Here is a 5157-nt window from a genome sequence, read left to right as displayed (position 1 = left end):
GCCTACGCCCGCGCGTTCGACCTCGAGGCCGGAGCGGTCGCCACAGGGGACGGCACCGCAGCGATGCCGACGCTCATCAAGCGCCGAGGCCCCTTCCGAGCCGCCGCGCTCCCACCACTCGCGCCCGTCTGGCGGCCGCTCCTCGAGGCTGTCCCGACCGAGGCCCAGTCCCACGCCCGCACCTCGTCGCTTGACCGGCTCCTGACCGACCTCGAGGCCGCCGCCGACCAACTCACGCTCGCGCTGGGGAACGACGACCTCCGCCCGTATACCTGGGCCGACTGGGCGGCGACGCCCCGATCGACCTACCGCCTCGATCTTGGGGGCGACCTCGAGGCCGGCTTCTCGACCGCGACGCGACGGACCGTTCGCAAGGAGGCAAGTGCGTTCGAGATCATCGAGGACGGCGCCCTCGCTGGTGACGCTGTTCGCTTGATGACGGACTCGTACCGTCGCCAAGGCTCGGATCTCGGCCTCGAGGACGACGTGGTCGCCGGTTTGGCCGAGGCCTTCGTCGAGGCCGGACTCGCCCGCATCGTCGGCGCCCGCCGTGGGTCCGACCTCGAGGCCGCGATTGTGGTGGCCCACGACGGGCGGACGGCGTTCTACTGGATCGCCGGCAGCGTCCCAGGTACAGCCATGACGGTCCTCGTAGCCGATACGGTGTCTCGGCTCGCTGCCGACGGCCTCGAGGTGTTCGACTTCTGCGGCGCCAACACGCCGTCCATCGCGGAGTTCAAGCGCCGGTTCGGCCCGTCGCTGGCGCCGGCGCCCATCGTTCGGCGCGTGACGAACCCGGCGCTGCGACTTGTGGACCAGTTGCGTAGCTGAGCCGACCTCGAGATCGCGCAAAGACGCCGCCTCGAGGACGAACCGCTACCGCGCCGTCCGGCGGATCCAGTTCGCCACCACGTCCGCAACCGTTGGGTCGATCTCGCTCGCCAGAGTGGCGTACTCCGTGAACGCGCCCGTCTCGGCCGCCTGCATCACGTGGTTGATACCGCCGACGGTCGTCACTTGCCATGCCGGACTCTCGGACGCCTCGAGGGCGGCGCTCATCGGCGCGACGGAACGCGTGGGCTTCACCTGACGGTCCAGACCGAGGTACAGCGCGAGGGCGGGCACGTCGAGGTTCTCGATGTAGGGAATCGGGTCTAGGGCGAGGAAGGCTCGATAGGAAGCGGCCGTGAGTTGGGGGACCGCGGCGTTTGCCATCATCTCGAGCGCCTGAGGTGTCATGCCGATTCGAGCGGCGACCTCGGCGGGAATGCGGCTGTTTGACTCGAGGAAAAGCTCGCGGGCACGATCCAGCTCCACTTCCGAGAGCTCCTCGTCCGGGTTCTCGGCGACCATCTCGAAGAGCGTCCGGAGCGGGACCAAGACAGAATCGACGACGGAGTCTGCGAGTCCGAGTGGTGCGATGCCCTCGCGGTTTTGGTCGAGGATCGTCTCGTAGCCAGGCTCGGCGGTCCCTCCGATCATCACGATCCCATCGACATCGTCACGGCGGTTGGCGATGGAAGGCGCGAGGGTCCCGCCTTCGCTGTGCCCTACGATCCCAACCCACTCCACGTCGTCGCGCGCAGCGAGTGCGTCCACGGCGGCCGACACGTCGTCCTCGAGGTCGGAGAACGACAAGTTCTCGAAGTCGGGGCCGCGCGGGCTGTCGCCCATGCCGCGCTCGTCGTAGCGCAGCACGACGATGCCGAAGCCGGCGAGGCTGTGAGCGAGGTCACGGTACATCCTGAGACCGTCGGGAATCAGGCCACCGCCGGGTCCGCCGTCGCGGTCCTGGAGCCCAGACCCGGAGACGAGTACGACGCCTGGGAACGGCCCCGGTCCCTCGGGCACAGAGACTGTGGCGGTGAGCGAGACGCCTTCGACGGAGTCGAACGTGAGGTCTTCCTCGACGAACGACGTCGTCTGGGCGACCGCAGCGGTGGACAGCAGGAGCAGGACGAGAAGACGCAAAGCGGTCGGGGTCGTATGTGCTTTGAACCTAACGAGGGCTCACCGACACAACTCCGAACAGCTCTGCTGCTATTCCTCCGGCTCGAACTCCGCGCGGAGCCAGCCATCTGCGAGGGCCGCGCCCGTCAGCTTGTAGTAGGCCAGGAACGCCGGAAGCGTCACGTTGCGGCGCTGGTTCGCGATCTGGACGACCAGGTTGTCCCCGAACTGCTCGGCCTCGATGTCGCCCGGTTCGGCGCCCGGCACGCGGAGCGCGACGGTGTACGCGTCGCCCTCGGCCTCGACTTTGTAGGACGGCTCGGAGTGGTAGACGGCCGCAGGATCGCGGTCGGCGTAGAGCCCTTCGGCGATCTGTGCGAGCAACTCCAAGCCGAACACCTCTTGCCCGAGGTGAGGCACCTGCAACACCGGGAGGGGCGAGAACGACTGCTCGATCTCCTCGAGGTAGCCGCCCTGCGCTTGGACGTACTTCGCCATCACGCCCTCGGCCTCGCCCTGGATCACCCGGTTGACGATCGCCGCGTCGACACCGTATCCGTAAAGCTGGAGGTACGTGTAAGCCCGCTTGGCCTCCTGGATCACCATCCGCTCGGGGTTCATCACCAACCGCGCGGACGTGACGTCGGGGTCCTGGAGGAGCGTCTGGACGACCTCGAGTTGGCCGAACAGCCGGTCCAACTCCTCGTAGCCCCGGTCGAGCGGGACGCCGGTCGTCTTGCGGACCGCGAACCCGACGGTCTTGATCGCCTGCTTCTGCAGCGGGAACGCCTTCTGGAGCCACCACTGCGTCACTTGGGGCAACGTCAGGAGCGTCAGCGTCTCGCCGGTCGGGGCCGCATCGAGGACGATGACGTCGTAGTCGCCGGACCGCGCCATCTCGTCGAGCCACAAGAGCGCTGAGCCCTCGCCCATTCCGGGCAGCGCCGCGAGTTCTTCGGCCGCGATCGCGTCGGCGCCCTGAAAACGGAGCACGGAGCGGACCAGCTCGCGCATGTTGCCCCAGTACTTCCGCATCGAGTAGTACAGGTCGACCTCCATCGCGTCCAGCCGGGGCGCGATCTGCTGCGGCTCCGGCCCGAGCGGACGGTCGACGGCGTCCGCAAGCGAGTGGGCAGGATCGGTCGACAAGACGAGCGTCCGCTGGCCTCGGCTGGCGCACGCCAGGGCCGTAGCCGCCGCGCACGTCGTCTTGCCGACGCCGCCTTTGCCGGTGAACAGGAGAACGCGAGGCATCGAGGTCGTGGGTGGGGTCGTCCTCGATGCCGGACGCCGCGACCGCGTTCCGGCCTCGAGGGCGATTCATGGTGGCTGGCCCCGAGCCCGTGAGACGGACCCTGCTGCGCATCACCTACATTGAAAGCGACTCGCCTCGGATATCATGACCATCGACCGGATCGAACTCGACCCTGAGATCATGGGCGGACGCCCCCGTATCCGAGGCACACGGGTGACCGTGAGTGTGGTTGTCGGTCTCCTGGGAGCCGGGCACTCCGTCGCGGACGTCCTCGACGCGTACCCGTACTTGGCTCGTGAAGACGTAGACGCTGCCCTCCAGTACGCGGCCTGGCGACTCGAGGAGCGAGAAGTGCCGCTTCGAGCGGCGTGAAGCTGCTCGTCGACATGAACCTTCCTCCGTTGTGGGTTCCTGCCCTGAGACAAGGAGGCCACGACGCGGTCCACTGGTCGGACATCGGGCCAGGAGGAGCGCCTGATGCCGAACTCATGTTGTGGGCTCGGACGCACGGCGCGGCCCTTCTGACGTGCGATCTCGACTTCGCATCCATTCTCGCAAGCGGTGGCGCATCGGCACCGAGCGTCGTCCAGCTTCGATCTCACGACGTTCTACCAGCGTCCGCAGGCGCTACCGTTCTGGCCGCTCTCGACCAGTTCCAAGACGAGCTCGAGGCAGGCGCTCTGATCTCCGTCGATTCGAGCCGGGCACGGGCGAGAGTGCTCCCGATACAGCCGAGGTAGGCACACCTCAAGATCACCCGCCGTCGCGGCGGGCGTCCTCGATGATCTCCTCAGCCGTCCGACCGCCCTCGTTGTTCGGGTTGCGACGTGTCGGCGCCGGCCTCGAGGTCGGCTGCGGCGGCTCGGCCGGAAGCAGGATAGGTTGGCGGCCATCGCGCGACGATGCGTCGTCCACGTCTGAAGGGTCGTCCTCGAGGACGGGACGGACGCGCGGTGGACGCTCGCGGAGCGCCGGTCGGTCTTCCTCTGGCCGCTCGACGTCCGGCGGGTCGATGGCGGCGGGTTGGTACGGGTCCTCGCCGTACGACCACTCGTAGTCCTCGTCAGTCACGTCCGCGACGTCCGGCTCCTGGTACAACAGCGAGTCGTCGTCAGCGTCGAAGTCGAGGGCCTGGTAGCGCTGAGGAGGTGGCGGGAAGGCGACGTCCGGCAAGTCGTCTTGGACGCGGCGCAGGAACGCACCGACGACCGGCAGCGCCGTCCTCGATCCCTCGCCCGTCGTCTTCGACTGGAACGTGACGCGCTGGTCGTTGAACCCGACCCATGCCCCGACCGTGAGGCCCGGCCGCATCGCGATAAACCACCCGTCGGCGTAGCCCTGCGTCGTCCCGGTCTTGCCGGCCAGGTCGCCGGTGACGCCCATAGCGCGTAGGTCGCGGCCCGTCCCCCGGTCGATCACGCCGCGCATCATGTCGAGCAGGTAGCGCGCGTCGCGACGCGTCATCGCTTGGGCGCCCGTGCTCCCGAACGTCTCCAAGACCGTTCCCGCGGCCGTCTCGACGCGGGTGAGCACGCGGGGCCGGCGGCGCAGCCCGTCGTTGGCGATCGTGCCGTAGGCCGAGACCATCTCCAAGAGCGTCACGGGGCTGGTCCCGAGCCCGATCGAGGGCACGACGTCGAGGTCGCTCGTGATGCCCATCCGACGCGCGACGAGGGCGATCCGGTGCGGGCCGATCTCCTGCGTTAGCCGGGCCGTGACGGAGTTCTTGGAGTAGGCCAGCGCGTCGGACAGCGTGCCTCCGGAGGAGCCGCCGGCTGGCCGCCAGACTGTCCCGTCGTCCAGCTCGACCTCGGCCGCCCCGCCCTCGAGGTCGTCGTCGGGGCCGTAGCCGCGCTGGAGCGCGCTCGCGAACACGAACGCCTTGAACGTCGAGCCGGGCTGCCGCAGGGCGACGCCGGCGTGGTCGTACTCGTCGATGCGGAAGTCGCGCG

6 protein-coding genes are annotated in these 5157 nt (G+C 68.6%); 3 read left to right on the top strand and 3 right to left on the bottom strand.

What is annotated here, in order from left to right; all coding sequences use genetic code 11:
• Window positions 1–831: GNAT family N-acetyltransferase (locus WBA11_RS12820; RefSeq protein ID WP_424521071.1), on the top strand; the 831-nt coding region annotated here is incomplete at its 5' end.
• 45 nt (window positions 832–876) lie between these two features.
• Here the strand turns inward: WBA11_RS12820 and WBA11_RS12815 are convergent.
• Together WBA11_RS12815 and WBA11_RS12810 are read right to left on the bottom strand one after the other, a co-directional pair.
• Window positions 877–1971: an alpha/beta hydrolase gene (locus WBA11_RS12815; RefSeq protein ID WP_424521070.1), complete on the bottom strand. Its 1095-nt coding sequence runs from the start codon at window positions 1969–1971 to the stop codon at window positions 877–879.
• Between the two features lie 69 nt (window positions 1972–2040).
• On the bottom strand, window positions 2041–3204 hold the full coding sequence (locus WBA11_RS12810) for an ArsA family ATPase (protein ID WP_424521069.1): 1164 nt from the start codon (window positions 3202–3204) through the stop codon (window positions 2041–2043).
• Between the two features lie 145 nt (window positions 3205–3349).
• Here WBA11_RS12810 and WBA11_RS12805 point away from each other — a divergent pair, with 145 nt between their 5' ends.
• Together WBA11_RS12805 and WBA11_RS12800 are read left to right on the top strand one after the other, a co-directional pair.
• Complete coding sequence (locus tag WBA11_RS12805) at window positions 3350–3577, top strand: DUF433 domain-containing protein (RefSeq protein WP_424521068.1); 228 nt, start codon at window positions 3350–3352, stop codon at window positions 3575–3577.
• A complete protein-coding gene (locus WBA11_RS12800; RefSeq protein ID WP_424521067.1) occupies window positions 3574–3945 on the top strand; it encodes a DUF5615 family PIN-like protein in 372 nt (123 codons plus the stop codon). The genes WBA11_RS12805 and WBA11_RS12800 overlap by 4 nt, the downstream gene beginning before the upstream one ends.
• A 13-nt stretch (window positions 3946–3958) precedes the next feature.
• Here the strand turns inward: WBA11_RS12800 and WBA11_RS12795 are convergent.
• The coding region (locus WBA11_RS12795; RefSeq protein ID WP_424521066.1) for a transglycosylase domain-containing protein at window positions 3959–5157 on the bottom strand (1199 nt) is incomplete at its 5' end.

Source organism: Rubrivirga sp. (genome assembly GCF_049648075.1).
In the GTDB taxonomy this organism is placed as follows: domain Bacteria; phylum Bacteroidota; class Rhodothermia; order Rhodothermales; family Rubricoccaceae; genus Rubrivirga.
Note: the sequence above shows the minus strand (reverse complement) of the source record. Positions and strands in the feature narration are given on the sequence as shown.